Annotated in this window: 24 protein-coding genes; 12 read left to right on the forward strand and 12 right to left on the reverse strand. The window is 52.3% G+C overall.

From position 1 onward, the window contains the following. Positions 1-201 precede the first annotated feature (201 nt). From ACMHXH_RS04650 to ACMHXH_RS04660, 3 genes are all read right to left on the reverse strand, one after another. The gene (locus ACMHXH_RS04650; protein ID WP_025011189.1) at positions 202-633 is read right to left on the reverse strand and encodes an acyl-CoA thioesterase; all 432 of its coding nucleotides are present in this window, start codon (positions 631-633) and stop codon (positions 202-204) included. Positions 634-828: 195 nt separating this feature from the next. After that, positions 829-1,893, reverse strand: a complete 1,065-nt coding sequence (locus tag ACMHXH_RS04655) for a 3-deoxy-7-phosphoheptulonate synthase (RefSeq protein WP_039033413.1) — start codon at positions 1,891-1,893, stop codon at positions 829-831. A gap of 241 nt (positions 1,894-2,134) precedes the next feature. Beyond that, complete coding sequence (locus ACMHXH_RS04660; RefSeq protein ID WP_039033412.1) at positions 2,135-2,947, reverse strand: pyruvate, water dikinase regulatory protein; 813 nt, start codon at positions 2,945-2,947, stop codon at positions 2,135-2,137. Positions 2,948-3,071: 124 nt separating this feature from the next. On the opposite strand from ACMHXH_RS04660, the gene ppsA reads away from it, so the two are divergent. The 4 genes from ppsA (at position 3,072) to ACMHXH_RS04680 (ending at position 9,965) form a co-directional block, all read left to right on the forward strand. Beyond that, positions 3,072-5,441, forward strand: coding sequence for a phosphoenolpyruvate synthase (gene ppsA / locus ACMHXH_RS04665; RefSeq protein ID WP_039033411.1), 2,370 nt, complete (start codon positions 3,072-3,074; stop codon positions 5,439-5,441). 91 nt (positions 5,442-5,532) lie between these two features. Further along, entirely contained in the window at positions 5,533-8,571 is a 3,039-nt protein-coding gene (locus ACMHXH_RS04670) for an FAD-binding and (Fe-S)-binding domain-containing protein (protein WP_335912009.1), read from the forward strand. Positions 8,572-8,644: 73 nt separating this feature from the next. Beyond that, positions 8,645-9,094, forward strand: a complete 450-nt coding sequence (locus ACMHXH_RS04675) for a DUF1285 domain-containing protein (RefSeq protein ID WP_039033409.1) — start codon at positions 8,645-8,647, stop codon at positions 9,092-9,094. A 448-nt stretch (positions 9,095-9,542) separates the two neighbouring features. Continuing rightward, the gene (locus ACMHXH_RS04680) at positions 9,543-9,965 is read left to right on the forward strand and encodes a MarR family winged helix-turn-helix transcriptional regulator (RefSeq protein ID WP_335912010.1); all 423 of its coding nucleotides are present in this window, start codon (positions 9,543-9,545) and stop codon (positions 9,963-9,965) included. 28 nt (positions 9,966-9,993) lie between these two features. On the opposite strand, the gene ACMHXH_RS04685 is transcribed toward ACMHXH_RS04680, so the two are convergent. Next, the gene (locus ACMHXH_RS04685; RefSeq protein ID WP_039033407.1) at positions 9,994-10,329 is read right to left on the reverse strand and encodes a hypothetical protein; all 336 of its coding nucleotides are present in this window, start codon (positions 10,327-10,329) and stop codon (positions 9,994-9,996) included. 176 nt (positions 10,330-10,505) lie between these two features. Continuing rightward, positions 10,506-11,540 carry a Glu/Leu/Phe/Val dehydrogenase dimerization domain-containing protein gene (locus ACMHXH_RS04690; RefSeq protein ID WP_144360815.1) on the reverse strand — a complete coding sequence of 345 codons (1,035 nt, stop codon included), beginning with the start codon at positions 11,538-11,540 and terminating at the stop codon, positions 10,506-10,508. A gap of 300 nt (positions 11,541-11,840) precedes the next feature. Here ACMHXH_RS04690 and ACMHXH_RS04695 point away from each other — a divergent pair, with 300 nt between their 5' ends. Then, entirely contained in the window at positions 11,841-12,275 is a 435-nt protein-coding gene (locus ACMHXH_RS04695; protein WP_039033405.1) for a DUF4826 family protein, read from the forward strand. A 255-nt stretch (positions 12,276-12,530) separates the two neighbouring features. Here ACMHXH_RS04695 and ACMHXH_RS04700 read toward each other — a convergent pair whose 3' ends face one another. The 4 genes from ACMHXH_RS04700 to ACMHXH_RS04715 all read right to left on the reverse strand — a co-directional run bounded on the left by ACMHXH_RS04700 (position 12,531) and on the right by ACMHXH_RS04715 (position 16,156). Continuing rightward, positions 12,531-13,436 carry an ABC transporter ATP-binding protein gene (locus ACMHXH_RS04700; RefSeq protein ID WP_335912011.1) on the reverse strand — a complete coding sequence of 302 codons (906 nt, stop codon included), beginning with the start codon at positions 13,434-13,436 and terminating at the stop codon, positions 12,531-12,533. Beyond that, entirely contained in the window at positions 13,433-14,275 is an 843-nt protein-coding gene (locus tag ACMHXH_RS04705) for an ABC transporter permease subunit (protein WP_039033403.1), read from the reverse strand. Before ACMHXH_RS04705 ends, ACMHXH_RS04700 begins: the two co-directional genes overlap by 4 nt. A gap of 147 nt (positions 14,276-14,422) precedes the next feature. Next, on the reverse strand, positions 14,423-15,151 hold the full coding sequence (locus tag ACMHXH_RS04710) for a YceH family protein (protein WP_234500822.1): 729 nt from the start codon (positions 15,149-15,151) through the stop codon (positions 14,423-14,425). Positions 15,152-15,322: 171 nt separating this feature from the next. Continuing rightward, positions 15,323-16,156, reverse strand: a complete 834-nt coding sequence (locus ACMHXH_RS04715; protein ID WP_234500792.1) for a S1 RNA-binding domain-containing protein — start codon at positions 16,154-16,156, stop codon at positions 15,323-15,325. Between the two features lie 274 nt (positions 16,157-16,430). Between ACMHXH_RS04715 and ACMHXH_RS04720 the strand changes: the two genes are divergently transcribed. The 7 genes from ACMHXH_RS04720 to pdxH all read left to right on the forward strand — a co-directional run bounded on the left by ACMHXH_RS04720 (position 16,431) and on the right by pdxH (position 22,944). After that, entirely contained in the window at positions 16,431-16,688 is a 258-nt protein-coding gene (locus ACMHXH_RS04720; protein WP_039033401.1) for a hypothetical protein, read from the forward strand. A 520-nt stretch (positions 16,689-17,208) separates the two neighbouring features. Next, the gene (locus tag ACMHXH_RS04725) at positions 17,209-17,355 is read left to right on the forward strand and encodes a hypothetical protein (protein WP_093983023.1); all 147 of its coding nucleotides are present in this window, start codon (positions 17,209-17,211) and stop codon (positions 17,353-17,355) included. A gap of 107 nt (positions 17,356-17,462) precedes the next feature. Next, positions 17,463-18,338 (forward strand): polyamine aminopropyltransferase, encoded by an 876-nt coding sequence (gene speE / locus ACMHXH_RS04730; RefSeq protein WP_028779304.1) that lies wholly within the window; start codon positions 17,463-17,465, stop codon positions 18,336-18,338. Positions 18,339-18,366: 28 nt separating this feature from the next. After that, the gene (speA, locus tag ACMHXH_RS04735) at positions 18,367-20,280 is read left to right on the forward strand and encodes a biosynthetic arginine decarboxylase (RefSeq protein WP_039033400.1); all 1,914 of its coding nucleotides are present in this window, start codon (positions 18,367-18,369) and stop codon (positions 20,278-20,280) included. 52 nt (positions 20,281-20,332) lie between these two features. Next, positions 20,333-21,262, forward strand: a complete 930-nt coding sequence (locus ACMHXH_RS04740; protein WP_039033399.1) for an adenosylmethionine decarboxylase — start codon at positions 20,333-20,335, stop codon at positions 21,260-21,262. Positions 21,263-21,293: 31 nt separating this feature from the next. Beyond that, a complete protein-coding gene (gene speB, locus ACMHXH_RS04745) occupies positions 21,294-22,223 on the forward strand; it encodes an agmatinase (protein ID WP_039033398.1) in 930 nt (309 codons plus the stop codon). An 82-nt stretch (positions 22,224-22,305) separates the two neighbouring features. Then, entirely contained in the window at positions 22,306-22,944 is a 639-nt protein-coding gene (gene pdxH, locus ACMHXH_RS04750; RefSeq protein WP_071475868.1) for a pyridoxamine 5'-phosphate oxidase, read from the forward strand. Between the two features lie 58 nt (positions 22,945-23,002). On the opposite strand, the gene ACMHXH_RS04755 is transcribed toward pdxH, so the two are convergent. The 3 genes from ACMHXH_RS04755 to purB all read right to left on the reverse strand — a co-directional run bounded on the left by ACMHXH_RS04755 (position 23,003) and on the right by purB (position 26,167). Further along, on the reverse strand, positions 23,003-23,218 hold the full coding sequence (locus ACMHXH_RS04755) for a cold-shock protein (RefSeq protein WP_025009621.1): 216 nt from the start codon (positions 23,216-23,218) through the stop codon (positions 23,003-23,005). Between the two features lie 315 nt (positions 23,219-23,533). Further along, the gene (locus ACMHXH_RS04760) at positions 23,534-24,673 is read right to left on the reverse strand and encodes a cupin domain-containing protein (RefSeq protein ID WP_335912014.1); all 1,140 of its coding nucleotides are present in this window, start codon (positions 24,671-24,673) and stop codon (positions 23,534-23,536) included. 123 nt (positions 24,674-24,796) lie between these two features. Then, a complete protein-coding gene (gene purB, locus ACMHXH_RS04765) occupies positions 24,797-26,167 on the reverse strand; it encodes an adenylosuccinate lyase (RefSeq protein WP_039033395.1) in 1,371 nt (456 codons plus the stop codon). Between the last annotated feature and the right edge of the window lie 27 nt (positions 26,168-26,194).

The following is a 26,194-nucleotide window of genomic DNA, read 5'->3' on the forward strand; positions in this document are numbered from 1 at the left end:
GGTCAATGTAACAGAAAAGTGACAAATAATCCTATTGCTTTATCAGGCTTTAAGTGACTTTTTGTTACTGTCGCTTTTAGACTTTAGTCGAGAACGACAGTCAATAAAAGCCTTTTCAGCGGCAAACAGGATTGCCGGATAAAACTTACATAGCCTTTAGCCAGAAACAGGCTCGGATTATGCGAAATAAGCGAACAGGGCCTAGTTGGCTAGATCATCGCTCCAGATCTGGGTCGGCTTTCTGTCTTCATCGACGGCCACGAAGGTGAAGACACCGCGGATAGCGTGCTCGCGCTTATCCTGATACATATCTTCTACAAAAATGTTCACTTCGACTTTCATCGAGGTGTTGCCCACATGGATCACTCGGGCGATCAATTCTGCCAAGCTGCCGGCGGGGATAGGCTTTTTGAAATCGATTCTGTCAGAGCTGACGGTGACCAGTGTCTTGCGACAAAAGCGGGTGGCGGCAATAAAAGCGGTTTCATCCATCCAGGCGAGGGCTTCACCGCCAAACAGTGTGTTGTGATGATTGGTAATGGACGGGAAAACCGCCTTGATCACCCGAGCCTCGGCTTGTTCAATTCGGCGTGCTACGGCCACTTCATATTGGCTCTGTGTCGTTTCTGGCATACGGCAACCTCTGGTTATGCTGGAAAATCAGGGGCGGTATTATAGTTCGACCAAAGGCGGATTGACAGCCTGGGCCAGAAAGCCCTGCATGAAAAATATTGGATGTTCGAAAGTATCCGGGCATGAAAAAGCCCCGGCATCTCCAGCATGGAGATAGCGGGGCGATTCCATTTCAGTGGCCTGTATCTGGGGGGCTTACTTGCCCAGCAGGCGACGTCTTTCCTTGGCGGCAGCGGCCAGATCTCTGAGCAGTTTTTCCGAGTCTTCCCAATGGAGACAGGCATCCGTGATGCTCTTGCCGTAAGTGAGGGGCTCACCTGCAATAACTTTCTGATTGCCTTCCACAATAAAGCTCTCGGCCATAATACCGGCAATGGCGGTGGAGCCGCTGCGCAGCTGCGCCATAATATCTTCGGCGACTTCCAACTGCTTCTTGTGCTGCTTCTGGCTATTGCCATGGCTGAAGTCGACCACTATGCCGGAATGGATCCCAACCGAATCCATCTGCTCTCTGGCTTTGGCTACATCTTGCTCGCTGTAGTTGGGGGTTTTACCGCCGCGCAGAATGATATGCCCATAGGGATTACCATGGGTGCGATAGACCGCCAGTGAGCCGTCCTTGTCCGGAGAGTAGAAGATATGCGGTTCTCTGGCGGCGCGCACTGCATCGACGGCAATATTGATGTTGCCGTCGGTACCATTCTTGAAGCCTACAGGGCAGGAGAGCGCCGAGGCCATTTCACGGTGAATTTGGCTTTCTGTGGTGCGGGCTCCGATGGCGCCCCAGGTGATGAGATCGGCAATATACTGGCCGTTCACCATATCCAAAAATTCGGTGGCGATAGGCAGTTTCAGTTCGGTGATCTGCTGCAGCAACTTACGGGCCAGGCGTAGACCTTTATTGGGGCTGAAGCTGCCGTCCAAGTCAGGATCGGAAATCAGGCCTTTCCAGCCGACTATGGTGCGTGGTTTTTCAAAATAGACCCGCATTAGAATGCACAGATCGTCCTTGAGTTCATGGTGCAGTTTGGCCAGGCGGCCGGCATACTCAAGTGCTGCTTCTGTGTCATGGATGGAGCAAGGGCCTATGATGACCAACAAACGCGGATCGTCACCCTGAATAATGGCTTCGACTTCGCGGCGCTGTTCAATCAGGTAATCTGCGGCTTCCTGAGTCAATGGATACTCAGATGCGAGTTGGGCAGGTGAGATCACTTTACATAAGAGAGAGGTGCGTAATTCGTCTGTTTTAATGGTCATTCATGATACCGGGGGAAATTTCTTGAGCGCTTTGCGCTTATCTTGTGTCGGATTATAACCAATCGAGCCGAGCTGCAAAGTGGCAATTGTCCGATAATTGCCCAAGTGGGCCTTGAAAAAGTGTCAAGACCCACTTGAATCATTCAGGATTCGCACCGTGGTAACAAGTAGTTAGCCAGAAAATGCCAATATGTAACTCAGTTTCAACTCGAGCAGCATTTGTCTGCCGCTAGGGCGTTTTTTAGAACATATGGCGCTCAAGACCTGTGGCGTCGAGGATCTTGGTGGCAATTTCCTCGACCGATTGGTTGGTGGTGTCTATATAAGGGATGCGTTCTTTCTTAAACATCATCTCCACCTCTTTCACTTCGAGGCGGCATTGGCGCAAAGAGGAATAGCGGCTGTTTTCCATCCGGCTCTGACGTATCTCATGCAGGCGTACAGGTTCAATGGTCAGGCCAAACAGTTTGGATTTGTTGCGTTTTAGCACTTCAGGCAGCTTGAGGTTGTCCATGTCGTCTTGAATAAAGGGGTAGTTGGCGGCCTTGATGCCGAACTGCATCGACAGATAGAGGCTGGATGGCGTCTTGCCGCAGCGGGAAACCCCCAGCAGGATAATGTCGGCCTTGTCCATATGCTTCATGGTCTGGCCATCGTCGTTATCCATGGCAAAGTTGATGGCGTCGATACGCGCATCATAACCCGCTTTGGCCATTCCATGGGTTCGATGCAGTGAAGGGCTGGCGGTGACCCCTAATTGTTGCTCCAAGGGGGCGACGAAAGTGTTGAGGAAGTCGTAGTCCAGGCCCTCACTGGAATAAATGATGTCGCGAATTTCCGGTTTGACGATGGAATGAAACACCAGAGGCCGTTCCCCTGTTGTAATAAAACTATCATTAATCTGTTTTTTAACGGCTTCTGCTTTAACGGTATTTTCCACAAAAGGAATGGTAAGTGAATCAAATTCCAATGGAAATTGAGAAAGCACTGCGTGACCAAACACTTCGGCCGTGATTGCTGTTCCATCAGAAATGTAGAATACTTTACGTGCCATGCCGACCTCATGTAGTAATAAAATTACAAATAAAATTATAGATTTACGCTTGTTGCCTCGGAGTGTAAAATGCCGCTGCCCTCGTGTGAAGGGGCCACTGAAATAAACTTGCGGAGATAGAACTGTGCAGCAATACGTACTCTGGTATCAGGAATTAGGCATGGGTGACGTCAACAAGGTCGGCGGTAAAAACGCTTCCCTTGGTGAAATGATCAGTAATCTGGCCAATGCCGGTGTTCAAGTACCTGGCGGCTTTGCGACCACATCCCACGCGTTCAATGAGTTTCTTGAGCAAAGTGGAGTAAACCAGAAGATATATGACATTCTTGACACATTGGATGTAGATGATGTCAACGCACTGGCTAAAGTTGGTGCACAGATCAGACAGTGGGTTATTGAAACCCCATTTCAGCCAGAACTCGAACAAGCGATTCGAGAAGCTTACGAAAAATTAGCCTCTGAAACCCAAGACGCTTCATTCGCCGTGCGTTCCTCTGCCACCGCAGAAGATATGCCCGACGCTTCATTTGCCGGTCAGCAAGAAACCTTCCTCAACGTGAAGGGCTTTGAAGCTGTATTGGTTGCCATCAAGCATGTGTTTGCCTCTCTGTTCAACGATCGCGCTATCTCCTATCGTGTGCATCAGGGTTACGACCATCGCGGTGTGGCACTGTCTGCCGGTGTTCAGCGCATGGTACGTTCCGATAAAGCGGCTTCCGGTGTGATGTTTACCATGGATACCGAGTCCGGCAACAAGGACGTGGTATTTATCACTTCTTCCTTCGGTTTGGGCGAAATGGTAGTGCAAGGTGCGGTTAACCCGGACGAGTTCTATGTACACAAGCCAACCCTGACTGCCGGTCACAAGGCTGTTGTTCGTCGTAATATCGGCAGCAAGCTGATCCAGATGGTGTACTCAGATGATGCATCTCACGGCAAGCAGGTGAAAATTGAAGATGTCGCCAAAGAACAGCGCATGACTTTCTCCATCAATGATGAAGAAGTGATGGAACTGGCCAAGCAGGCGATGATCATTGAAAAGCATTATGGCCGTCCGATGGATATCGAATGGGCCAAAGACGGTAACGACGGTCGTCTCTACATAGTTCAGGCTCGCCCCGAAACCGTGCGTTCCCGTGAAGATGTGCAACTGATTGAGCGTTATCACCTCAAGAGCCGCGGCGAAGTGATCTGTGAAGGTCGTGCTATTGGTCACAAGGTGGGCTCAGGTGTTGCCAAGGTGCTCAAATCTATCGACGAAATGGACAAGATCCAGCCAGGCGATGTACTGGTTACCGATATGACTGACCCGGATTGGGAACCTATCATGAAGCGCGCGAGCGCCATTGTCACCAACCGTGGTGGCCGTACCTGTCATGCTGCCATTATTGCCCGTGAACTGGGCGTGCCTGCGGTAGTGGGTTGTGGCGACGTGACCGACAAAATTGAAAACGGTCAGGAAGTAACAGTATCCTGCGCCGAAGGTGATACAGGTTATATCTATCAAGGCAAGCTGGAGTTTGATGTGATTTCCAGCCGCGTTGATTCCATGCCTGATCTGCCTATGAAGATAATGATGAACGTAGGTAACCCTGACCGCGCCTTCGACTTTGCCCGTCTGCCTAATGAAGGTGTGGGTCTGGCCCGTCTCGAGTTCATCATCAACCGCATGATAGGCATTCACCCCAAGGCTCTGCTGGAATTCGATCAGCAAACCGAAGAGCTGAAAGCCGAGATCACTGAGATGATCGCCGGTTATGAATCTCCGGTTGAATACTATGTTGCCCGTCTGGTGGAAGGTATCTCTTCTATTGCTGCAGCATTCCACCCCAAGAAGGCTATCGTGCGTATGTCTGACTTCAAGTCAAACGAATACGCCAACCTGATCGGCGGTGACAAATATGAGCCAGAGGAAGAGAACCCAATGCTGGGCTTCCGTGGCGCCAGCCGCTACATCTCAGAGTCGTTCCGCGATTGTTTCGCCCTCGAGTGTGAAGCCATTAAGCGGGTTCGTAACGATATGGGGCTGAAGAACGTTGAGATCATGATCCCGTTCGTTCGTACTCTGGAAGAAGGCCGTCAGGTTATTGAATTGCTGAAAGAGCAAGGTCTGGAGCGTGGTAAAGATGGTCTACGCGTCATCATGATGTGCGAACTGCCATCCAACGCCCTGCTAGCGGATCAGTTCCTGGAGATGTTTGATGGTTTCTCCATCGGCTCCAACGACCTGACTCAGCTGACTCTGGGCCTGGACCGCGACTCCGGCATCATCAGTCACCTGTTCGATGAGCGTAACGAAGCCGTTAAGGCGCTGCTGGCGATGGCTATCAAGTCTGCCAAGGCCAAGGGTGCCTATGTGGGTATCTGTGGTCAGGGTCCTTCGGATCATGCTGACTTCGCCGCCTGGTTGGTGGAGCAGGGCATAGACACTGTGTCTCTGAACCCAGACACAGTGATTGACACCTGGCTGTACCTGGCTGAAGCCCACGGCTAAGTCAGAAACAGTTCTTATGAAGGAAGCCGCTTTTTAGCGGCTTTTTTTTGTTTATAATGGCCCGATAACAAAAAATTTATTCGAGCATAAGATGTTACCCTTACTATCACACCAACAAACTCTGGAACCCCTGTATCTGGAATATCTGGATGCGCTGGATCAGCGCGGTTTTCGCGGCGATATCGACAGGCGTTACAGTGCCCGCTTGGCGCAAGCGACGGATAACTCCGTCTATCAGTTTCTGCCACAGGCGGTGCTCTACCCCAGAGACAGCGCCGATATTGCCATGGCGTTGCAGCTCGCCAGTGAGGCAGCTTTTGCCAAGGTGGTCTTCAGTGCCCGCGGCGGCGGTACCGGAACCAATGGTCAGGCGCTGACTCATGGGATAGTGCTGGATCTCTCGCGCCATATGAACCGGGTGTTGGAAGTTAATCCAGAGGAAGGCTGGGTTAGAGTCGAGGCCGGTGTGGTCAAGGATGCGCTCAATGATGCGTTGCGGCCGCACGGCTTTTTCTTCAGCCCGGATCTTTCCACCTCCAACCGTGCCACCCTGGGCGGCATGATTAATACCGATGCCTCCGGCGCCGGCTCGCTGGTGTATGGCAAGACCTCGGATCATGTGCTGGAGCTTACCAGTGTGTTGGTGGATGGCAGTGTGCTGCACACGGATCCGGTGAGCCGCGAGGCACTGGAATCGGGTGAGAAGGTGACTGACAACCCGCTCGGCAACAAGTTGATTACCGAGGTGGCCCGTCGCTGCCGTGAGCAGCGAGAGCTGATTGAACAGCGCTTTCCAAAACTGAACCGTTTTTTGACCGGTTACGATCTGAAAAACGTCTGGGATCAACAGCTGAGTGAATTTAATCTGTCGCGGATCCTCACGGGCTCTGAGGGAACGCTGGCGGTGGTGACTGAGGCCAAACTGGATATCACCCCTTTGCCGGCCAGCCGCCTTATGATCAACATCAAATATGACTCTTTTGAATCTGCGCTGCGCCATGCCCCCGACTTGGTGCTCGCCAATGCCACCGTGGTGGAAACCGTCGATTCCAAGGTGCTGAATCTGGCGCGGGAAGACATTATCTGGCACTCGGTATCCGAGCTTATCCAGGAAGTGCCCGGCAAAATAATCGATGGTCTTAACATGGTGGAGTTTGCCGGAGAACAAGCCCAGGTAGATGAGCGGGCTGAGCGTCTGGCCGCGGCGCTGGATGCACAGATTGCCGCCGGTGAGAAAGGGGTGCTTGGGTATCAGCTCACCCGGGATGCCGGTTCCATCAATAAGATTTATGCCATGCGCAAGAAGGCGGTGGGGCTGCTCGGGGCCACCAAAGGTCGCCGCAAACCTATAGCCTTCGCCGAAGATACCGCCGTACCACCGGAAAAGCTCGCCGACTATATCATGGAGTTCCGTGCGCTGTTGGATAGCCATCAACTGCAATACGGCATGTTCGGCCATGTGGATGCCGGGGTGCTGCATGTGCGTCCGGCGCTGGATATGTGCGATCCTAAAGATGAAGCCTTGTTGCGCACCGTCTCGGATCAAGTGGCGGCACTGACGCAGAAATACGGTGGCCTAATGTGGGGCGAGCACGGTAAGGGGGTGCGTGGTGAGTATGGCCCTCAGGTATTTGGCGAGCAGCTTTGGAGTGAGCTTGAAGAAGTTAAGACGCTGTTCGACCCCCAGAATAAACTCAACCCGGGTAAACTGGTGGCGCCCAAAGGCCAACAGCTTATCTACAATGTCGACAGTACCAAGCGCGGCAGTTTCGATAGGCAAATACCTGTCAGTGTCCGCGATGCCTTCCCGGATGTGATGAACTGTAACGGCAATGGCCTGTGTTTTAACTACAGCCGCTTTTCGCCTATGTGCCCGTCGTTCAAGGTGACAGGAGACAGGATCCATTCGCCCAAGGGCCGCGCCGGGTTAATGCGCGAGTGGCTGCGACTGCTGGAATCCGAAGGCGTCGATGTCAATGAGCTGGCCAAGTCCAAACCCATGGGCTTGCTGCAGCGGCTGCAAAACAGCCTCAATGCCAAGAAAGAATACGATTATTCACATGAGGTGATGGAGTCGCTCAAGGGCTGTCTCGCTTGTAAGGCGTGCTCCGGCCAGTGTCCGGTGAAGGTGGATGTCCCCAAATTTCGGGCACAGTTTTTCAGTATCTATTACCGCCGTTATCAGCGTCCCGCCAAGGATTACCTGGTGGCCGGTGTCGAGGATTCGGTGCAGCTGATGGCCAAGGCGCCCCGGCTGAGTAACTTTGCGGCGCAGAACCCTCTATCCAAGTGGGTGATTAAAAAGGCTCTGGGGTATGTGGATGCGCCTGCGCTGTCTGTACCTACGCTGAAACAGCGCCTCGATGCTCACCCCAGCCGTGGTTATGATCTCAACGCCTTGAGTGCTATCCCCGCCGCTGAGCGACAAAATTATGTGTTGGTGGTGCAGGACCCTTTTAACAGCTTTTACGATGCTGAACTGGTTTATCGCTTTATTCGCCTGATTGAAGCGCTTGGGCTCAAGCCGGTATTGCTGCCGTTCAAGCCCAACGGTAAACCGGCTCATATCAAAGGATTTCTGGAGCAGTTTGCCAAGACGGCACAGACCGCCGCCGATTTTCTCAATCAGGTGCATGCCCTTGGCATGCCCATGGTGGGGGTAGATCCGGCGCTAGTGTTGGTTTATCGCGACGAATACCGTGAAGCGCTCGGCGCCAAGCGCGGCCAGTTCAATGTCCAGCTTGCCAGCGAGTGGCTCAGTACTATGCTCGAACAGTTACCGCAACTGCCTGCAAGCGGGCGTGAGTTCACCTGGTTCAGCCACTGCACCGAATCCAGTGCCCGTCCCGGCACTGCCAAAGAATGGCAAACCATCTTTGCCCGTTTTGGTGCCAAGTTGGGAACCGTGAATCTGGGTTGTTGCGGCATGGCCGGCACCTATGGCCATGAGTTGGAAAACCTGCCACGTTCCAAGGCTTTGTATGAGATGTCCTGGGACGAGGCGATAAAGTCGTTGCCAAAGGAGCAGATACTGGTGTCCGGTTATTCCTGTCGCAGCCAGGTCAAACGCTTTGGCGGCTTCAGGCCCAAGCACCCCATCGAAGCCTTGCTGGAACTGACTCAGGCGTAAGCCTGAGAGCGCCAAGAATAGGGCTCCAAAAGTGTGGAGCCCATGAATAGGGAACCCAAAATAGGAAGCCAGGATGAAACAGTCGGCAGACAAGGTGAGTGAGGCCCTGAAAGGGCTGGGGGCAAGGCCTGACTTATGTCAGCAGCAAGCCCTGTTTGAGATAGATGTTAAAGGCGATTGGTATTATCTCAACTCACCGCTGCCGGCCAAGTTTGCCAGGCTCTTCAGCAGTATTTTGCACTGCATCGAGGGTGAACATCTGTTGCTCACCCCGGCAGAGCGTTTGAGGGTAGCGGTGGCCGATACACCGCTCATCATAGTTGATTACAAGCAGCTGGATATCGAGGCCGAGAGTAGCCGTTTTACCCTGGTTTGCTCCCAGGGTAATGAGTTTGAGGTGCAGGGGCTTAATGCCTTTGAGTGCGCCGAATCCGGGCTATTGGTAAGCTTGCCTCGTGGTCTCAAGGCCAGGCTTGGGCGGGCCTGTTTCTATCGCTTTGCCGAAACCTATTTACTGAGTTAAAAATTAACGGAATCGCTTTGCCATTCAGGCAGATATAAAACCTTTATTTACAGTAGCCTGACTGTAAATGCCCCATTATTCTCCTTTCTTGTGTTAGTGAAATATCCAGCAGGTGGTAGTATTAATACCATTGGTATAGAAGTTTGATTGACTCAGAATCGGGTTAGCCACTCAAGTTTAAGGCGGATTGTCGGCTGGCAATCGTGTACCCATAGGGGAGTCATAAAGCCGTATATTTGGGCAAGTCAATGCGGTTTTATTCCGCTTGAGAGGTCATATGCCGCTTTTCATGCTCCCTGTGTAGGTCAATCAATTTGCGCAGTGGTATAGTTAAACTCGGCAGCGGCATGGCCCGGCGGCAATGAAACAGAATAAGCGATTTTGTTGCATAAAGCGCTAGCCCCTGCCGCTAGCGAACAGACAAGCCCTGAAGTACAGGAGGTGTTGCTTGAACCGCAAAGAGAGTCTCGGTTATCTGGTATCCCATCTGAACGTGGAACTGCAACATGATCTGGATAGCCGCCTGAAGCGTTATCAGCTGGATATTAAACTCTGGCCTGTTTTGTTTGCGCTCTGGCAAGAGGAAGGGATCAGCCAAACCGAGTTGTCACGTCGCTGTGATGTGGCCAACTACACCATGACACGCCTGTTGGATCAACTGCAGGTACAAGGCTTAATCTATCGCCATCAGGAAGAAGACAACCGGCGTGCGTTTCAAATTTTCCTGACCGATCAGGCCAAGGCGATGGAGCAGGACTTGATTCGCGAGGCCGAGCGGGTCAACGAGAAGTTTATGGCGGCCTTGGATGAGCCGGAAAGAGCGCAGCTGCTCATGCTGCTCAACAAGATAAATCATACCGACAAGCGTTAACCCTATGGTTAAATGCGCGATCACCGAATCAAAGATAGACTAATAGTACGCACACCAATCCCCCCAGTAGCAACCAGTGTTGCATATGTGAGTTGTTTGGCTGTTGTTTTCCCTGTTTGAGGCTCGCCAGCAGGCGGTTACACTTGTAGATGCGGCAGATAGTCAGCTCTGTGGTGGGGTCAACCAGAAGTTGCATCCGGCAACGTGCGCCATTACGTAATTCAAAGCTGTGTTCGCTCTTTAGTCCCAGATTGAATTTGCTGGATACCATTTTACCGTCGACAAACAAACGCTCAAATCCATTCCAGTTACTGGCCTGTAATTCAACCTTTTGCTGTTCCACTTCATAGCCGAATCTGAGCATCACTGACTCCCTGACATTCGAGATGACGAGTGTTAAGTCAAGCAGAGGCAGATGACGCTCGCCAGTCTGGGAAAATGAATTTTCTGTTTCCGGCGCCTATCTCTTTGCCGACAAGGGGAAAATTTTTTCAGTAATAAAAAAGGGCCTGAAGGCCCTTTTATGGAATATGACTGAGCTTAGGCTTGGGTACCATTGATGATGGCACGGGCCATCTCATCGGCTACTTCAGCCGTGGTGCGGTTCTGCTCATCGGCCTGCTTGAAGATGGACAGCAGGGTGTTGTAAATCTCTTCAACCTTGGCGGTAGACTTGGCGGCATCATAGTCTTTTTCGAAAGACACGTTGATGATACCACCGGCGTTGATTACATAGTCTGGAGCGTAGAGGATGCCCATTTGCTTGAGCTGCTCGCCGTGGCGGGGCTCAGCCAGCTGGTTATTGGCACAGCCTGCGACTATGCCGGCTTTCAGTTGTGGCAGTGTGGTGTCGTTAAGTGTGGCTCCCAGGGCGCAAGGGGCATAGACATCTACGTCCAGAGCATAGATGTCCTGAGGGGCAACCACTGCAGCACCAAAGTCGGTGGCTACCTTGTCCAGTGATGCCTGATGGATATCGGTTACAAACAGTTCGGCGCCTTCTTCATGCAGGTGCTTGCACAGATAATAGCCCACATGGCCTACGCCCTGAACGGCTATCTTGAGGCCCTTGAGGCTATCTTTGTCCAGCTTGTGCTTAACGGCGGCCTTGATACCCAGGTAAGTTCCCATGGCGGTAAAAGGGGAGGGATCGCCGCTCATACCTTCCAGGCCAAGCACATAAGGGGTTTCATCATGGGCAATCATGATGTCGGCAGGGGTGGTACCCACATCTTCAGCCGAGTAGTAGCGGCCACCCAGGCTGTGAACAAAGCGGCCAAAGGCGCGGAACAGTTGCTCACGATTTTCTGTTTTGGGATCGGCTATGATAACTGACTTACCGCCACCCATGGCCAATCCGGCCAGGGCATTCTTGTAAGTCATACCGCGGGAGAGGCGCAACACGTCAGTGAGGGCTTCATCATCTGATTGGTAGTTCCACATACGGCAACCGCCTACGGCTGGACCCAGGTTGGTGTTGTGGATGGCGATGATGGCACGCAGGCCACTTTCCTTGTCATGACAGAATACTACCTGTTCATGTTCGTCGAATGATACATGATTAAATACAGCCACGTCTGTTCTCCGCTGTGCTTATTGGGGCGGCGCTTAGCGGCCGCCGACCGCTTGTTATATTTATTGCAGAACCATAGCATTTAGCGATACTCTCAACAAAGCTGATGAGCAGAATAATTGTGATCTATCTGGCAATTTTGCTTTCCGCCTTACGTTAACGTAAAGTTGGTTGAAGATTGAAGTCCGCCACCCATAGTCGTCTCATTATGGAGTGGTACTGAAAAAGTCGGCCAGAGGCTTAGTTGAACAGATACAGAATATAAAAACACAATAAAAACAAACAAGAAGAAAGGAAAGTTTATGACTGAACAGACAAGTACACCGCCCAATGCCGAACAGCAGGAAGCCTTGCGCCAGGCGTGGGTGCGTGAACAGTTCCAGAAAGCCAATAAATTTCTTGCAGAGAAAGGGGTGATCCCAAGCAAAGTGCTACCGGCCGAAAGCCGCTATCTGGCGCCTTATGTAGCCATGTGGAAAATCGAATCCAAACAGCCCAGCCACAAGACCTATTGGGTGATGTCCGGTGACTTGCCTTCCGACTATGTTGATGTGAGCGTAGCGGCCACTGCTCGTGAAGCCTTGCGTCACTTTTCGCTAACCTGGCAACTTAAGGCCGAAAACTTAGTGCAATCCGGTGCAACCAAAGACCCAACCCAGGCCAAGTTTGCCCAGTTGTTGGTCTCCAGAGCCGAGAGTCTGTACAAGATCCAAGCGGACGATAAGCTCTGGGGGTGATGTCGCAATCAATTTCTCACTCTCGACTTTGACGATGAACTTCTGATAGTCATAGTGACGCCGGTAGCTTTGGCAGGCTGTTGTTTCCTTCCCTGAGCAGTTCTTCTGCGGAAGAGAGAAAGTGCCGTGGCAGATGTGGGGATCTAGCGTGTAAAGCGTTGTGCCAGAGGCTGCTATTTTGTAAGACCACTAAAACAACAACCCAGCTTACGCTGGGTTGTTGTTTATCAAAGAGAGCTTCTAAGTTCAAAGGCGTCAGGCTACGCCGTCGAACAAGGTATCTTCCAGTGTGCGGCCTCGCATCAGGCTGCGATATTGCCAGCCATTTTGCTTAAGTAGCTGCAGCAGTTCAATATCCAAGGTGTCCTTCTCCGGTTGGTAACGGATAAGGTAGTTTTGTTTGCCCTTGGCCGAGATCTCGTAAACGCCTTCGAGGGCGTAGAGTGCTTCCAGCAGTTTTTCCTGATCACAGTGTTGCATCTGCAGCGTCAGATAGGCTTCGGCGCTGCTTTGCTGCATGGTGACAGACTGGCCCAGTTTACCTTTGTCCAGATACAGCACTCTGTCACAAAGCTTTTCCAGTTCATCCAGATTGTGGGAGCTGATAATAAAGGTGGTATCTGCGCTCAGGGATTCTACCAACTCACGAATTTTGCGGGCGTTGGCGGGATCCAGTCCGGCCGTGGGTTCATCCAGCAGTACCAGCTTGGGGTTGCCTATCAGCGCCTGAGCAATCGCGGCGCGTTTTCCCATACCATGACTTAGAGAGTTGGTTTTTTGATTGGCGACCTCCTCAAGGCCTACCAGCGCCAATACCCGCAGGGATTCAGCCTTGGCGGCTTCGGCGCCCATACCCTGCATGCGGGCAAACAGGCTGAATTGAGTCAGCAGGCTGAAGCCGGGATCCAGGGCGGCGTCCTGGGGCAGGGCCGAGACCTGTCCCAAAAGTCCGGTGCTGCCCGGGCGCTGTCCCATCACAGTGATTTCACCACTACTTGGACGTATATAACCCAGCAGCAGGCTCATCAATGTGGTCTTGCCGGCACCGTTTGGGCCGACCAGGGCGATGGGACTACCGGGCTCCAGTTGCAAGTCGACGCTATCCAATGCCCGCTTGCTGCCGTAGAGTTTGCTCAGGCCTTTACAGTTGATAAGACTCATAGATCACCTCGCTGCATCATGGTGCGGCCTATCGCTAATAATCCAATGGTTTGCAGCAGTGGCAACCAGGCACTTGACAGCGCTGTTAGCGGCTGGGCATTGAGCATGGCATCTATCTGTGCGCCGGGCACCAGATAACCGATGAAAGAGAGCATGGGCAGCTGAGCATTGATAACCGCCATTACTATCATCATGGCGGCAAAGAAAAGCACCGCAAATACGCTGGCCAGTCTGGCGGAGCTGGCCCAGAGTGAGAACAGCGCCATCAGGGCGGTGTAGGGCAGCAGGATCAATACCAGATTGAGTGTCATCATCAAGCCGGAAGTCAGCGCGGGTAGCACCAACGCCATATCCCGGCTCATGGCCAAAACTACGGTTGCTATGACTGTGATGGCAACCAACAGCAATTGGATCAACATCATGCCGAGGAAGCGGCCGAAGAAGAGGGCATCGCGGCCCGAACGCAGGCAGAGAAAGCGTAGTGTGCCGCGGTTTTTGTCCGAGGCGAACTGATCGCCGCAGATAAGAATACTGAACATGGGGAACAGGTAGAGACTGATGACCCAATAGACGGCTTGCTCGGCAACCGGCCAGGCAAACAGTTGATCCAGAGTGCCTTCACCGAAGGCGCCGGTAACAAAATGCTTGAAGTCCGGGTTCAGCAGAAAGCTGGCGGCACTTCGGACCGGATAGGCAAGGATCAGCAGCCACACCAGGGCGAAAGCTATCATCGCCAGGGTGCCACGGCGGTGGAAAATGAGTTTATAGAGTTCAAATCCCGCGAGTTGCAGGGCGTTTTTCAGCCCTCCGGGATGAGTGCTGTGAGTTGCAGTTGTCATGTGGTTCCTTGTTTTGCTCCAAATAAGGAGTCCTTGCGGCGACCGGGGCAAACACTGGGTTGCCGATAAGACGTCAGCCTAACACCATGAGGCCAGGCAGGCCACGCCTGGCCGCTATTTCAAGCAGTAGCTGTCGTCTTTGAAGGCTTATTGTGCCAGTTGCGTCTTAAGCTCGGCCAATGCCTGTTTTAGTAAAGCCAGCTCTTGCTTCATTGTCGCCAGTTCTTGTTCAAGCAAGGCTATCCGGCTCTGGCTTGCCGTTTCAGGCTCACTTTCGCACTCTCTTTCGCACTCTCTTTCGCGTTCACCTTCATGGTGAGCTGTAGCTTGATTGGCAATCTGAGTGGTATCTGCGCCGCCGTAACCTTCAGATACACCATCATTTTCTGTGAAGTTCTCGGCAAAGCGTATCTCACGTTTTCCCGGCTCCCTGGGCAGTTGGCGGATAAAGCCTTTGTCTTTCAGCGCCAGCAGGGTTTGCTCCACTTGTGGCAGGCCGTCAAATTCAAACAGCCGTTGAGCCCGGCTTCTGAGTTCACCTGCGGTTTGAGCGCCGCGCAGCAGCAACAAACACACTATTGCCAGCTCTGCGGGGGAAAACTGCAGCTCGCCAAATTCTGTGTTACAGAATCTGTGGCGGTATTTAATGACCCGGCTGCCAAAGCCGGATTGCTCACTCAGTAGACGTTTTTTACTCAGGCTGTCCAAGGCTTGCTGCACTTCAGACTCGCTCAGTTCCATCACGGGATCGCGGCTGGTTTTTTGATTGCAGGCTTGGGTCAGTGAATTGAGAGACAGGGGATAGAGATCCGGAGTGGTGACTTCTTTTTCCAGCAGGCAGCCAATCACTCTGGCTTCGATGGCATTGAGTTGCAACATAATTGACAGTTCCATTCAAGGCAGATGTCGGCCAACTGACCGACATTTTACTCAGTGTTTTTGAGTTATATCAGAGCCTTGAGCCGATGTCGCGGTTTTCCTCGGCTGCGCCTGCCCTAAATAGAGCAGGCGCGTTATTTTTGCTCAATTCTTGGTTCAGTTCTTTGTTCAATTATTGGCGTGGATACCGTCATCTTCGATGCGCAGTTTTCCGGCCTTGAACAGGCCGCCGATGGCTTTCTTGAAGGCTTTCTTGCTCATGCCAAGCTCTGCGTAGATCACCTCGGGCGAGGTCTTGTCGCTGTAGGGCAGGAAACCGCCGGCCTGAGTTAGTTTCTTCATAATCCGCTGTGATTGCTGATCCAACTCCTGACGGTCGGCCTTTTGCAGGGTCAGATCCAGTTTGTTGTCGTGACGCACCTGTTTGATATAACCCTTGAGCTTTTGGCCAAACTTCAGCTTACGGAACACCTCATTTTGATAGATGACGCCCCAATGCTTGTTGTTGACTATCGCCTTATAGCCGAGATCTGTAGTACCTGCAATGATAAGGTCAACCTGTTGACCATTCTTGTACCAAGCCGGGCTCTTATCGACAAACTTATCGATTTTGGACGAAGCGACAATCCGCTCGTCGGCGCGGTTACGGTGAACATAGACCAGGTAACTGCGGCCCTCTTCGGCCTGCTTATGCTGCTCACCGAAGGGCAGCAGCAGATCTTTTTCCAGTCCCCAATCGAGGAAGGCACCGACCCGACCAATGGAAACCACCTTGAGATAAGCAAACTCACCCACCTGAGCCAGGGGCTTTTTAGTGGTTGCGATAGGCATGTCGTTGGAGTCCAGATAGAGGAATACCTCCACCTTGTCGCCCACCTGACAACCCTTGGGCACCACTTTATTGGGTAATAACACCTGTCCCAACTCATGAGCGTTGAGGTAAACCCCGAAATCAACCTGTTTGACCACTTCCAGGGTGCAACTTTGACCTATTTCTGCCATCTGTTTTTGAACCTGATTAACTTTTTTCAGCTGCGGCGGATTATAACGGATTGCGCTCACCTATGCCCGTGCCTTTTGTTAGGGAGGTGCGAATAAGTCCTCGTGGCCTTCTCTTTTGTAGGGTGTGGCTTGCACAGCAATTGGCGCTCAAGGCATCTGACTGAAGGCATGCCGGGGCCTGTTGAAGTCAGACTTCCCTAAGTTTGAATAAGACTAAAGTTAGCGCTGCTTTTTGCAGCACAACTGGTTAAGCTGAAAATAAAAACCTTTGCCTATGTTCTCTATTTGGTCTGTCAGCCTGCTGGCACTCTTGTATCTCGGGCTGTTGTTTATCATCGCCTGGTGGGCGGATAAATATAACCCCAAACGTTTTCGGGCACTGTTTTACAGCCTGACACTCGGCGTCTACTGTACCTCCTGGGCTTTTTCGGTACCACGGCCCAGGCCGCCAATCATGGTTGGTGGCTTTCATCTGCTGGAGCGCGCGCCTGGGGTGACTATTGAGGAGATCCGCGCCAAGACGGTGGGCTGACTGCATTGCGGTGAATCAGCGCCGGAAATGACCTTTGATTAATTCGCTAAATTGGGTGGCGTTTTTAGCTGCTGCGATTTTTGCTTGAATCGCCAGGCTTCACGATAACAAACCTTTGTTTGAGGGTGAGTTTTCACCCTCGTGTTCCCCAAGGGGGCTGCATTGAATCAAACTCAGTGCCCGAAGCGGTATCTGGCGATCAAAATGGAGAGTCTGAGTATTTAAAAAATCTTGAACAGATAAAATCAGCTTTCAAAGCTCAATTTATTGATATAAATCGAAAAAAACTCGCTTAAATGGCATGGGTGAATATCGCAACTGTAGTTTATATTTCAAAGCCTTGGATAAACTGTGATTCGTGCTTGCATTATGGGGCACAGCAAGGTTTAATTGCGCCGTTTTGAAGGTACATTCAGTCCTGACAGGCAAACGTGAGTAACAGGGTTATTATGGTTCACGAGTCATTAACCGTGTAAATGAACAAAGCACCATTTACACGGGGTTAAGAGGGTTTTAGCTAATGCACAGCCATTCATTTGCCGCACTGGTTCGCCAAGTGCCACAACACAGGTTTTCAACCATTGTCAGCTATGACAATACCGGCTTGAAACATCTCACGTTAATCCGCATCAATTCCGGCCGCGAACAGGCCAATAGTCCCAACTGAGCCCGTCGTCCATCTACGACGATACATTCACTCGGCATTCGTTTTGGAATTGCCGAGGACGGGTTATTTGTCCACCCTTACATTCAACACCAAGAGTTTTAGGTTAAATGCAAGCCAAGAATATTTACTACGAGACACTGCATCCGGCATACGGGCAGTATTTTGAGGTGGAAAAGGTGCTGTTCGAGCAAAAGACCGAACAGTGGCACCTGAGCATTTTTGAAAATGCTGCTATGGGACGGGTCATGGCGCTCAATGGCGCCATCCAGACCACAGAGAAAGATGAGTTTGTCTATCACGAAATGTTGACCCATGTGCCTATTCTGGCCCACGGCGACGTCAAGCGGGTGCTTATTATAGGCGGCGGTGACGGCGGCATGCTGCGGGAAGTGGTCAAACATAAACAGATTGAATCCATTACCATGGTGGAGATTGATGCCGCCGTAGTGGAAATGTGTAAAAGCTATTTTCCAAACCATTCCCAAGGCGCCTATGATGACCCCAGAGTCAACTTGGTGATCAGCGACGGGATGGATTATGTTAGGCAATCACAGCAAAAATTTGATGTGATTATCTCTGACTGCACAGATCCCCTTGGTCCGGGAGAGGTGCTGTTCAGTTCCGACTTTTACGAGGGCTGTAAGCGTTGTCTCAATGAAAATGGGATTTTTGTCGCTCAGAACGGCGTGCCTTTTATGCAGCTGGATGAAGTGCAAAATACCGTCAGACGCATGAGCTCTTATGTGAAAGAGTGTCGGTTCTATATGGCGGCCGTGCCTACCTATGTGGGTGGCAGCATGGCCTTTGCCTGGGCAACCGATGATCTTGAGGCGCGTCAGCATAGCCTGGCGACTCTCGAAGAGCGTTTTGAACGGGCCGGTATTACCACCCGTTATTACACGCCGGCTATCCATCAGGCAAGCTTTGCGCTGCCGGCGTTTGTCGAACAGGCGGTCGCGTCAGCGATGACGGTTACCGCATAACCCATTTTTTGATAACAGGCTAACGAACATGAGTGATTGGTCTATTGACGATGCCCGCGTCGGCTACAATGTCGCATACTGGAGCCAGGGATTTTACGGAATAAGCGATCAGGGTGAGGTGACAGTGTCACCGAACCCTTTGAATCCGGACAGCAAAATCGGCTTGAACGAACTGGCCAAAGACATGGTGAAGGCCGGTGTTAACCTCCCTGTGCTGGTCCGTTTTCCGCAGATTTTGCACCACAGGGTCGATAGCTTGTGCCAAGCCTTTAATCAGGCGATTCAAAAGTACGAGTACAGCGAAGATTATCTGCTGGTTTATCCCATCAAGGTGAACCAGCAGCAGACAGTGGTTGAGGAAATCCTCGCCAGCCAGGTCAGCAAAGAAGCTCCGCAACTTGGGCTTGAAGCCGGCAGTAAGCCTGAGCTGATGGCGGTACTGGCCATGGCGCAAAAGGCCAGCTCAGTCATAGTCTGTAACGGCTACAAGGATAAAGAATATATCCGCCTGGCACTGATAGGCGAAAAGCTGGGCCACAAGGTCTACATAGTGCTGGAGAAGATGTCCGAGCTCAAGATGGTTCTACAGGAATCCCGCGAGCTTGGGGTTACTCCGCGTCTGGGGCTGCGCGCACGTCTGGCGTTCCAGGGCAAGGGTAAGTGGCAGGCCAGTGGCGGTGAAAAGTCCAAGTTTGGTCTGTCTGCTGCGCAGGTGCTGCGGGTGGTCAACGAGCTCAAGAGTGCCGACATGCTGGATTCGCTGCAGTTGCTGCACTTCCACCTGGGTTCACAAATCGCCAATATTCGCGATATTCGCCATGGTGTGGGTGAGGCGGCGCGCTTCTATTGTGAGCTGAGAAAACTGGGGGCCAAGGTCAACTGTTTCGACGTGGGCGGCGGCCTGGCGGTGGATTATGACGGTACCCGCAGCCAAAGCAATAACTCAATGAACTACGGCCTGAGCGAATACGCCAACAATATCGTCAGCGCTCTGAGTGATGTCTGCGCCGAGTACGAGCAGCCGGTGCCGAGAATTATCTCTGAGTCCGGCCGCTTCCTGACGGCGCACCACGCCGTGCTTATCACGGATGTTATCGGTACCGAGGCCTATTCTCCTGAGAATATCCAGCCACCGGCAGAGGATGCCCCACAGCTGCTGCACAATATGTGGCAGTCCTGGAGCGATATCCGCGGCCGCGCCGATTCCCGCGCCTTGATTGAGATTTTCCACGATACCCAATCGGATCTGGCCGAAGCTCACGCTCTGTTTGCTCTGGGGCAACTTAGCCTGGAAGAGCGCGCCTGGGCGGAGCAGACCAACCTGCGTGTCTGTCACGAGCTGCAGGGATTGATGAACAACAAGAACCGTTATCACAGACCCATCATTGATGAACTCAATGAGAAATTGGCTGACAAGTTCTTCGTTAACTTCTCGCTGTTCCAGTCGCTGCCTGATGCCTGGGGCATAGATCAGGTGTTCCCTGTGTTGCCGCTAACCGGGCTGGATACCGCACCTGAGCGCCGCGCCGTGATGCTGGATATCACCTGTGACTCGGACGGTATGGTGGATCAGTATGTGGACGGGCAGGGGATTGAAACCACACTGCCGGTTCCTGCCTGGAGTGCCGAGAGCCCGTATCTTATCGGTTTCTTCCTGGTGGGGGCTTATCAGGAGATCCTCGGTGATATGCACAACCTGTTCGGTGATACCAACTCGGCTGTGGTGCGTCTCGATGAAAGCGGCCTGGCAAACATAGAGTCTGTGTTGTCCGGTGATACAGTGGCCGATGTGCTGCGCTATGTGAACCTGGATGCCGTATCCTTTATGCGCACCTACGAAGAGCTGGTGAATCAGCATATTGCCGAAGACGAACGCACCTCGATCCTTGAAGAGCTGCAATTGGGTCTTAAGGGTTATACCTATCTGGAAGATTTTTCATAAGGTCGGTGCATTCAGCAGGCCCTTCGGGGCCTGCAACAAGTAGAGATAAAAGATGTTTTTTGAAGGTTCAGAAAAAAAAATTGAAGTGATAGTGACGCCGGCTACGCCTTCGCTGCGCTCACTGGGAAAGCCCTTCTGGGAAGAGATGGTGGCCAAGGCCAATGCAGAAATCCTCTCTTCCGTCAGCAATGATTATTGCGATGCCTATCTGCTCAGCGAGTCGAGCCTGTTTGTTTGGGACGACAGATTTTTAATGTTGACCTGTGGTACCACCACTCTGGCGCGCTCGACTCTGCATTTTATCGACTCCCTCGGTGAAGAGGCGATAGCCTTTGCGACTTTTCAGCGCAAAAACGAATATCTGTCGCACCTGCAGGCCAGCTCTTTTGAGCAGGACTTACAGGCGTTGAGAGAGAAGCTGTCCGGCGTGGCGTATCGTATCGGCCATCTGGATTCTCATCACCATTATCTGTTTTGCAGCGACAAGGCTTTCAGCGCCGAGAGCAGTGATGCCACCAGTGAGCTGTTGATGTATCACATTCGTGGTGAAGCGGCTGACTACTTGCGCTCCGATAACCAAAGCTGCGAAGGGGTTAGGCAACTGCTGGCACTGGAAGAGATGCTGCCCGGATTCCAGTTTGATGACTTTCTGTTTGAGCCCTTTGGTTATTCCATCAACGGCATTCGCGGCAAAGAGTATATGACTATTCATATCACGCCCCAGGAAAGCAGCTCTTATGTCAGCTTCGAGACCAATCTGGATCTCGCCGCACAACCGATAGATATCTTCGCCCGTTTGCTGGCTATTCTCAATCCCGGCAGCTGGGATGTCATCGGCTTCAACGCCCAGTTGGATACCCGTGGTTACCCGGAACATTTATGTTTGGGAAGTTGCTCTTTGTCCCTGGAGCAGGGTTATAATGTCAGCTTCAGTCATTATCAGCAGATGTGCCACGAAGTGCTGATCCCTGAGTCCATGTAAATATCGGCATTAGCCAAGTTTTGGAGTATTTATGACCACTTTAGCAGATAAACCTGATTACTCGCTTTATTCAAATGCGTTTGGTTATTTGCGTCAGCCACTGGATTTCAAACCGCTAGAAAGCGATGCGGATGTGGTGGTAATAGGTTTGCCTTTCGATATGGCCGTTACCGGCCGCAGCGGTGGCCGTATGGGGCCCGGAGCTATCCGCAATGCCTCGACCAATCTGGCCTGGGAAGAGAAGCGTTGGCCTTGGGATTTCAGCCTCAGCGAATATATCAAGATAGTGGACGCCGGCGATCTGGTATTTAATTGTGGTGATGCCGCCGATTTTACCGAGCGCACCGAAAACTTTGCCAGCAAAGTTCTGGCCTCCGGTAAGACACTGCTGAGCTTTGGCGGTGATCACTTTGTAACCCTGCCGTTGCTTCGTGCGCACCACAAACAGTTTGGCAAGATGGCGCTGCTGCACTTCGATGCCCACACCGACACTTACAGTGAAGGCAGTAAGTTTGACCATGGCACCATGTTCTATCACGCCCCTAACGAAGGCTTGATCGATCCGGCCCATTCTGTGCAGGTGGGGATCCGCACCGAATACACCAAAGAAGGCCACGGTTTTCAGGTGATTGATGCCGCCATGGCCAATGATATGACCGCCGATGAAATCGTGGCGCAGATCAAGGCTCGGGTTGGCGATATGCCTTTGTATGTGACTTTCGATATCGATTGCCTGGATCCTGCCTTCGCGCCGGGAACCGGTACTCCGGTATGCGGTGGTCTCACCAGTGACAAGGCGCTGAAGATTATCCGTGGTCTCAAGGGCCTCAACATAGTGGGTATGGATGTGGTTGAAGTGGCACCTGCTTACGATAGCGCCGACATTACCGCGCTGGCGGGCGCGACTCTGGGCCTGGAAATGCTGCATGTCTGGGCCTTGTGCCAGGGCAAAGTCAAGTAAGCCGCTTCACGTTAAGCCAACGCTTGCCGTTGGCTTTTCTTTCGCTGGGGCATTACGCCCGGTTCAGGGACAAGGATAGACAATGACAGATTTGAGTGATATTCGCCGTGAATACACCCGGGGCGGCCTCAGGCGCGCCGATCTGGCCACCGAGCCCATGGCGCAGTTTGAGCGCTGGATGGCGCAGGCCAAGGATGCACCTTTGACAGATCCTACCGCCATGGTGGTGGCCACAGTGGATGAAACCGGCCAACCGTTTCAGCGGATAGTCTTGCTGAAGCGTTTTGATCAGCAAGGATTTGTATTTTTTACCAATCTGGAAAGCCGTAAGGCGCAGCAGATTGCCGTCAATGCCAAGGTTAGTTTACTGTTTCCCTGGCATCCGCTGGAGCGCCAGGTGGCCGTGACAGGGGTAGCCGAAGCCCTGTCTGCTACAGAGGTATTCAAGTACTTTGTCAGCCGTCCGAAAGACAGCCAGATAGCGGCCTGGGTCTCGAAACAGTCGAGCAAGCTTAGCGCCCGTCAGGCACTCGAGAGTAAGTTTGCCGAGATGAAGGCCAAGTTTGCCAAGGGCGAAGTCCCCTTGCCCAAGTTTTGGGGCGGCTACCGCATAGTGCCTTCCAGTGTGGAATTCTGGCAGGGCGGTGAGCACAGGCTGCATGACAGATTCCTCTACAGCCGCACAGATGACGGGTGGGAGATCAATCGTCTCGCACCTTGATGGCGATATCGCCTAACAAGAGGGACGGCATCTGCCGTCCCTTTACTTTATCCGTCAGCTATTTTAACCGCACTACGTTTTCTGCCTGCAGCCCCTTTTGGCCTTCAGTCACGCTGAAGCTGACCTTCTCACCCTCTTTCAGAGTGCGGCGGCCGCTGCCTTGAATGGCGCGGTAGTGGACGAACACATCGGCGGCGTTTTCCTGGGTTAGAAAACCAAAGCCCTTTTCATCGTTGAACCATTTAACGGTTCCTGTCACCTGTTGTTCTGACATAGTTTCCTCTTTCAGTAACTTAGCCTAGGCTGTTGCTTTGTATAAGTAGATGTAGGGTAAAGGGGATTTGTTTCACTGGTTTGACACTCTGATTTTCCTTGAAAACCAGAGTTTTTTGCGCTTGGCAACAGGTTTTTTATAGCAAGAAGTGGGGCTGGAATAACAGACCGATAGAGATTGCCAGGGATAGAGTCAATATCAACCCCATCAAGAGTGAGGGAGTAGCATTCTGCTGGTTTATTGGTTGAGAATGCTACTCTTATGAGCCGGGATTAGGACTGATATTTTATTCAGTACAGAAAGACTGACTCAATCTCATTCTTCACTGAGGTAGAAGTAGCCTTTTTCAAGCAGGTTGCACAGCAGCGCAGTTATCACCTCATAGTTCAGCAATGATTCGAGATCTTCGCCGCTGATGCTGGTGCGATTGGCAATAAGCTGCGCCTGATCTTCACTGCCTTGCGGCAATTCAAAAGCTTCCCCATTGATAAACAGTCGGCAGTTGGGGTCCTCTTCCAGCATGAGAATTTTAAGCCCACCTATGCGCTTGAATACAGCGCCTTCGGCCGCGGCTTCTCTGAGCTCCTCGGTACTCATAGGCTCACCCTGGCAAATATCCAGCTCAAAGCGGTTCTGACTCAACAATTTGCCCAGCACGCCCTGATAATAGTCAGGGTTTTCAGTCAGCTCTTTCAGCAGCGCCATCATCCCCTGTTGCTGGCTCTTGGCGATCAGCGCAGGTTGCCCGGCTTCTTCACCCGAAGTGAAGCGTTTGTGGCCGAGATCCTGATCAAGCATAAAGTCGGCCATTTCGCTGATAAGTTCTTGCTGACTCGGTGCCCGGAAACCTACCGAGTAGGACAATGCCAGGGTCAAGGTCTCGCCCCTGTGAGGAAAACCAGGCGGTATATACAGCATGTCACCGGGTTCCAGCACTGTATCTATAATAGGCTCAAAGTCTTCAATCAAAGGGGTATTGGGGTTGTTGCCGCGCTTGGCGTATTGGCCCTTGGCACCGACGGTCCAGCGCCTGCGTCCCTCGCCTTGAATGATAAAGACATCATAGTTGTCGATATGGGGGCCGACACCGCCACCCGGCGTGGCAAAGGACACCATTAGGTCATCGAAGCGCCAGTCCGGCAGGAAGCGGAAGGCTTCCACCAGAGCTTGTGAGTCCGGATACCAGTGGTTGACGGCCTGTACCAGCAGTTGCCAGTTTTCTTCACCGAACTTGTCATAGTCTTCAAATGGGCCTGAGATCACTTCCCAGTCCTGCCCCTTGGTGAGAACTACCCGTGAGGAGATCTCCTCTTCACAGGCGAGGCCCGCCAGCTCATCGGCGGCGATAGGATCGACAAAGTCTTTGAAGGCTTGTCTGATCACCTTGGGTTGTTGCTGCCATACCTCTTTAACAAAGGCGTTGCTGTCTAGAGTCAGCTGGTAAGTGTTCGTCATCTGTTATCCAATCCTTAAACCGTTTCAATGGCAAGTCAGTTATCCCGCTTGCAACGGCATAAACCCCGGGGAGAAAAAAGGCGGTACTGGAAACCAGTACCGCCCGTGACAGCCAAAAGGCTATCAGTTCAAATCATCAACAAAGGCCTCGGCGCGGCCTATGTAGTTGGCCGGCGTCAGTTGCTTGAGTTCGTGCTTCACACTCTCCGGCAGTTCCAGACCGTCGATAAAGGCTGCAAGCTGCTGACCATCGATACGCTTGCCACGGGTCAGCTCCTTGAGCTTCTCGTAAGGCTTTTCGATGCCATAGCGGCGCATGACTGTCTGTACCGGCTCGGCCAGCACTTCCCAGTTGTGATCCAGTTCATCGCGCAGGTGCGCCTCGTTGACTTCCAGCTTACTGACACCCTTGAGTGTGGCCTGGTAGGCGATCAGCGAGTGGGCGATACCCACACCCAGGTTACGCAATACTGTGGAGTCGGTCAGATCGCGCTGCCAGCGGGAAACCGGCAGTTTACTGGCCAGATGCTGCATCAGGGCGTTGGCTATGCCCAGGTTACCTTCCGAGTTTTCAAAGTCGATAGGGTTAACCTTGTGCGGCATGGTGGATGAACCGATTTCACCGGCCACTGTCTTCTGCTTGAAGTGACCCAGGGCGATATAACCCCAGATATCACGGTCAAAATCTATCAGCACGGTATTGAAACGAGCCACGGCATCGAACAGCTCGGCAATATAGTCGTGCGGTTCAATCTGAGTGGTGTAGGGGTTCCAGTTCAGCCCCAGGCTGGTGACAAAGCGCTGTGACAGCTCATGCCAGTTAACTTCTGGGTAGGCCGACAGGTGAGCGTTGTAGTTACCCACGGCGCCGTTGATCTTACCCATGATCTCAACCGCTTCAATTTGTTTGAGTTGGCGTTCGAGACGTACGGCCACGTTGGCCATCTCTTTACCCAGAGTCGAGGGCGAGGCGGGTTGACCGTGTGTACGGGACATCAGAGGCACAGTCTTGTAACGTCTGGCCAGCTCTTTAACGGCATCGACCAGTTTCTGGCAGTATGGCAGCAGTACCTGTTCACGGGCTTCGGTCAGCATCAGGCCGTGGGACAGGTTGTTGATGTCTTCACTGGTGCAGGCAAAGTGCACGAACTCGCCTATGGCAGCCAGCTCGGCATTGTCGGCGATTTTTTCCTTGATGAAGTATTCCACCGCCTTAACGTCATGGTTGGTGGTGGCTTCGATGGTTTTGACTCTCAGGGCATCGGCTTCGCTGAAGTTATCGCGAATATTATCCAGCAATGCCAGAGCTTCTTCACTGAAAGGGGGGACTTCTTCGATTTCAGGGCAGCTGGAAAGCAGTTTCAGCCAGTTGATTTCGACCTGAACACGATACTTGGTAAGACCGTACTCGCTGAATATCCCCCGAAGTTCGGCGGTTTTACTACCATAACGCCCGTCTACCGGTGAGATAGCAGTCAGTGCGGAAAGATCCATTATAAGCTCCTTGATGAACTTGGCTTT

It is taken from the genome of Shewanella sp. BJSY2023SW001 (assembly GCF_047314685.1).
GTDB lineage: Bacteria > Pseudomonadota > Gammaproteobacteria > Enterobacterales > Shewanellaceae > Shewanella > Shewanella indica.

Bases quoted from the DNA above. Each gene is read 5' to 3' on its own strand.
- ACMHXH_RS04650 (WP_025011189.1), bottom strand. From the start codon at position 633: ATGCCAGAAACGACACAGAGCCAATATGAAGTGGCCGTAGCACGCCGA.
- ACMHXH_RS04655 (WP_039033413.1), bottom strand. From the start codon at position 1,893: ATGACCATTAAAACAGACGAATTACGCACCTCTCTCTTATGTAAAGTG.
- ACMHXH_RS04660 (WP_039033412.1), bottom strand. From the start codon at position 2,947: ATGGCACGTAAAGTATTCTACATTTCTGATGGAACAGCAATCACGGCC.
- ACMHXH_RS04670 (WP_335912009.1), top strand. From the start codon at position 5,533: ATGTTACCCTTACTATCACACCAACAAACTCTGGAACCCCTGTATCTG.
- ACMHXH_RS04675 (WP_039033409.1), top strand. From the start codon at position 8,645: ATGAAACAGTCGGCAGACAAGGTGAGTGAGGCCCTGAAAGGGCTGGGG.
- ACMHXH_RS04685 (WP_039033407.1), bottom strand. From the start codon at position 10,329: ATGCTCAGATTCGGCTATGAAGTGGAACAGCAAAAGGTTGAATTACAG.
- ACMHXH_RS04695 (WP_039033405.1), top strand. From the start codon at position 11,841: ATGACTGAACAGACAAGTACACCGCCCAATGCCGAACAGCAGGAAGCC.
- ACMHXH_RS04700 (WP_335912011.1), bottom strand. From the start codon at position 13,436: ATGAGTCTTATCAACTGTAAAGGCCTGAGCAAACTCTACGGCAGCAAG.
- ACMHXH_RS04705 (WP_039033403.1), bottom strand. From the start codon at position 14,275: ATGACAACTGCAACTCACAGCACTCATCCCGGAGGGCTGAAAAACGCC.
- ACMHXH_RS04715 (WP_234500792.1), bottom strand. From the start codon at position 16,156: ATGGCAGAAATAGGTCAAAGTTGCACCCTGGAAGTGGTCAAACAGGTT.
- ACMHXH_RS04720 (WP_039033401.1), top strand. From the start codon at position 16,431: ATGTTCTCTATTTGGTCTGTCAGCCTGCTGGCACTCTTGTATCTCGGG.
- ACMHXH_RS04725 (WP_093983023.1), top strand. From the start codon at position 17,209: ATGCACAGCCATTCATTTGCCGCACTGGTTCGCCAAGTGCCACAACAC.
- speE (WP_028779304.1), top strand. From the start codon at position 17,463: ATGCAAGCCAAGAATATTTACTACGAGACACTGCATCCGGCATACGGG.
- speA (WP_039033400.1), top strand. From the start codon at position 18,367: ATGAGTGATTGGTCTATTGACGATGCCCGCGTCGGCTACAATGTCGCA.
- ACMHXH_RS04740 (WP_039033399.1), top strand. From the start codon at position 20,333: ATGTTTTTTGAAGGTTCAGAAAAAAAAATTGAAGTGATAGTGACGCCG.
- speB (WP_039033398.1), top strand. From the start codon at position 21,294: ATGACCACTTTAGCAGATAAACCTGATTACTCGCTTTATTCAAATGCG.
- pdxH (WP_071475868.1), top strand. From the start codon at position 22,306: ATGACAGATTTGAGTGATATTCGCCGTGAATACACCCGGGGCGGCCTC.
- ACMHXH_RS04755 (WP_025009621.1), bottom strand. From the start codon at position 23,218: ATGTCAGAACAACAGGTGACAGGAACCGTTAAATGGTTCAACGATGAA.
- ACMHXH_RS04760 (WP_335912014.1), bottom strand. From the start codon at position 24,673: ATGACGAACACTTACCAGCTGACTCTAGACAGCAACGCCTTTGTTAAA.
- purB (WP_039033395.1), bottom strand. From the start codon at position 26,167: ATGGATCTTTCCGCACTGACTGCTATCTCACCGGTAGACGGGCGTTAT.